Consider the following 3,526-nt stretch of genomic DNA (forward strand, 5'->3'; position numbering starts at 1 on the left):
GGCTTGGGGGCCGGCTTGGCCGCCGGCGCCGGCTGGGCCGGCGGGGTCTGGGAGAAGGCCGGGCCGGCGAACGCCACAGCGAGCAGCGTGGCGGCAACCCCGGCCGTGAGCCGCGCGTTGGATTTGGTCATGGTCATCGAGGCCTTTCCTGTGGTCTTAGCCGCCGGGGCTCCGGCCGCGCACGCGCTGGGGCCGGAGCCCCCGCTCCCCCTCTCTCGGACACCGGCTCTCTCAAGCCCAATTGAGGCGAGAAGGTGACGGCCCGAAGCTGCGCGCAGGACATGCACGACAGGCACGCACGCCCGGCCCGCTGACGGGATCGGGGCAGCCTGTGCTACCTTGCCGAGGAATAAGGCCAACACACGGCCGATGGGGCGTTTTGAACCGCGAAATGTGCTGCGCTCTCGATCGCGGGGGTCCATACGATTCGTGAACCGCCGCGCATGCATGATGGGCCGGGCACGATGGGCAAGGAGCGGCGCCGAGCGCGGCAGCTCACGGCTCATCCGAGGAAAATGCTTTCAACGCCAATAACATGGAGCATGTCCCACGGTCCCGCGTGAACGATGCATGCTCCAGGACCGGCGGCGGAAAGCCGGGTGGAAAGCTGGGAAGGCGTCATGAGGAGCAGTTTCAACCTGCGACGGCGGCTCGGTCCCGCGCTCCTCGGCGCGCTGCTGGCCGTGGCGCCCGCCGCGGCGCGGGGGCAGGCGCTGGACCGGGCGCCGGCCATCGCCATGCGCGGCGAGCCGGACCTGCCGGCGACCTTCGCCGGACTGCCCTATGCGAACCCGCAAGCGCCCCAGGGCGGGCAGCTGGAATTGTCGCTGCTGGGCACCTTCGACAGCCTAAACCCTTTCATCGTCAAGGGTTCCGCGCCGCTCTTCATCCGCAACACGGTGATTGAGAGCCTGATGGCGCGCTCCCTCGACGAGCCGTTCACGCTCTACCCGCTGCTGGCGCGGACCGTGACCACCGACGCCGAACGCAGCTTCGTCGCCTTCGAGATCGACCCCGCTGCCCGCTTCTCCGACGGCGCCCCCGTCACCACCGACGACGTACTGTTCTCGTTCGCGCTCATGCGCGACATGGGACGGCCAAACCACCGTCTTTATTACGGAAAAATCGCCAGGGCCGAGGCGCCGGACGCCCACACCGTCCGCTTCACCTTCATCGAGCCCGACCCCGAGCTGCCCCTGATCATGGGCCTCATGCCCGTGTTCAGGCAGGCGAGCATCGACCGCGACCGCTTCGAGGAGACCACGCTCACGCCCCTGATCGGCTCCGGACCCTACCGGATCGGGGCGGTGGATGCGGGGGCCTCGATCACGCTGGAGCGCAACCGGGACTATTGGGGGCGGGCCCTGCCCTTCAACCGAGGTCTCCATAACTTCGACAGGATCCGCTACTTCTACTTCAGGGACGCCAACACCGAGTTCGAGGCCTTCAAGAAGGGCCTGGTCGATGCCCGCTTCGAGGGCGACCCCGGGCGCTGGGAGACGGGATACGACTTCCCCGCCGCGCGCTCGGGCGAGGTGGTGCGGGAAGTGATTCCCACTGGAACGCCAAAGCCTTATTCCGCCTTCGTCTTCAATACCCGGCGCCCGCTGTTCGCCGATCGCCGGGTGCGAGAGGCGCTGATCGAGCTGTTCGATTTCGAGTGGCTCGACAAGAATTTCTACCACGGCCTCTACCAGCGGACGTCGAGCTTCTTCGAAGGTTCGGCGCTTTCGAGTTCGGGACGGCCGGCGGATGCCCGCGAGCGCGCGCTGCTCGCCCCCTTCCCCGACGCCGTGGTGCCGGATGTGCTGGCCGGCACTTTCCGCCCCCCGGTCTCGGACGGCTCCGGCCGCGACCGGGAGCGCCTAAAGGCTGCATTATACCTCCTCGACAAGGCCGGGTGGATGCTGCGGCAGGGGGCGCTGGTGAATCGGGAGACCGGCCGCCCCTTCGCCTTCGAGATCATGGTGGCCACCCGGGAGATGGAGCGCCTTGCCCTCGCCTATCAGGGCCAGCTGAAGCGGGCGGGCATCGCCGCGCAGGTGAGGTATGTGGATGCGGTGCAGTTCGATGCACGGCGGGGCGCCTACGACTTCGACATGATGCCCTATGCCTGGGGCCAGTCGCTCTCGCCCGGCAACGAGCAGGCCTTCTATTTCGGCTCGGCCGCCGCCGACACGCCGGGCACGCGCAACTATATGGGCGCGAAATCCCCGGCCGTCGATGCCGCCATCGCCGCCTTGTTGGCGGCCCGCGACGAGGACGATTACGTTGCGGCAGCCCGCGCCCTCGACCGGGTGCTGGTCTCCGGCGCCTATGGGGTGCCGCTGTTCCACACGCCCGGCCAGTGGCTGGCCCGCTGGACCCGGATCGAGCGGCCCCGGCGCGCCTCCCTCTACGGCACCCTGCCGGAGACCTGGTGGCGCGTGCCCGGCCGTTAGAGCACGCGCGATCAACTTGCATCGCAAGCTGATCGGGCAACGCGTTCTCTTTCTTGAATTGAGAGCGCTACCGGTTCGCCCCGGCTCACGGCAATCGCCCTAAATTCTTGTGCTGACACGCCTTCCTCAAGCGAACCGGTACCCACCCCGCTCGGAAACGCGCCGGGTGCCCCGTCCTTGGCGGTGGCATCTCAACACCACACGCGAGGGGCCGGCAGTGGTGGCCGGCGGCTCAGAACGCGGGATCGCCAGACTGGAAGCGGTCCAAGAGTTACCCCCGGCTACCGCATGGGCACATATCGGCCGCATTTGATCGCCAGGCTCGCTGCGCTTTGCAGGTGCATGCCTTGTAAAGCGGCACCGTTTAAAAAGGTAATGCCTGTTCAGGTGGTGCCTTCAGGTGATCTTGCCGGAACGAGGGAGGAAGAAGGCCTACGCTCCGCGGCCGAAGCGGGCGCCACGCAGGTTCAAGCCTGAATGGCGACACCGCCCAGGCGTCATGCCGAGAAGCTTCCGATGAGGCTCCGGCGCGGACGATAGGTCCATGGAAAGGGATCCACGAGCCTCTGCCTTCTTCCGGCGCAGACGGCTTGGCGGGAGGTATATCGTATGGCTGGCCTAGGATACGCCCAGCACCGCTCCAGCGGTCTCCAGGACGACTTCCGGGATTTCGATCCGGAAGACGCCTTCGAGGTTTCCCACAACCGGCGTGATGACGCCCGTCCCCGCATCGGCACAGGCGCCCGCTTGCGCCCGCCCCGCCGCAAGGCCGCCGACGGGCTGCTGCTCTGGCGCGCGCTGGCCACGTCCGCCTCCGTCCTCATCCTGGGCATGGGCGGGCTGGTCGCCTACCATGCCATCGGCTCCGGCATCCCGGCCTCGTCCACGAGTGCAAGCCCGCAGCCGGCCCCGGCGCAGCAGCCCCCGGCCCTGAAGACGGTGGAGCGCGGGCATGCGCAGATGGCGACCAAGGTCGCCTCCATTCTCGGCGCGCCCTCATCGTCCGCGCCGGCCGTCCCGCCGCAATCCGCCGGAACCGTGCAGATGGCGGCCGCAAGCCCTGCCCCGGCCGAACCCGCTCCGGC

1 protein-coding gene and 1 pseudogene are annotated in these 3,526 nt (G+C 68.4%); both read left to right on the forward strand.

The annotated features are described in order from the left end of the window. Positions 1-620: 620 nt before the first annotated feature. Complete coding sequence (locus tag K9U40_RS22325) at positions 621-2,441, forward strand: extracellular solute-binding protein (protein WP_282892302.1); 1,821 nt, start codon at positions 621-623, stop codon at positions 2,439-2,441. A 609-nt stretch (positions 2,442-3,050) separates the two neighbouring features. Next, positions 3,051-3,526: pseudogene (locus K9U40_RS22330) on the forward strand (hypothetical protein); the annotation flags it as partial.

Origin of the sequence: Xanthobacter autotrophicus (genome assembly GCF_030015065.1) — a bacterium.
Lineage (GTDB): Bacteria > Pseudomonadota > Alphaproteobacteria > Rhizobiales > Xanthobacteraceae > Xanthobacter > Xanthobacter autotrophicus_D.

Excerpts from the sequence above, each read along its gene's own strand:
- K9U40_RS22325 (WP_282892302.1), top strand. The coding sequence starts at position 621 with ATGAGGAGCAGTTTCAACCTGCGACGGCGGCTCGGTCCCGCGCTCCTC.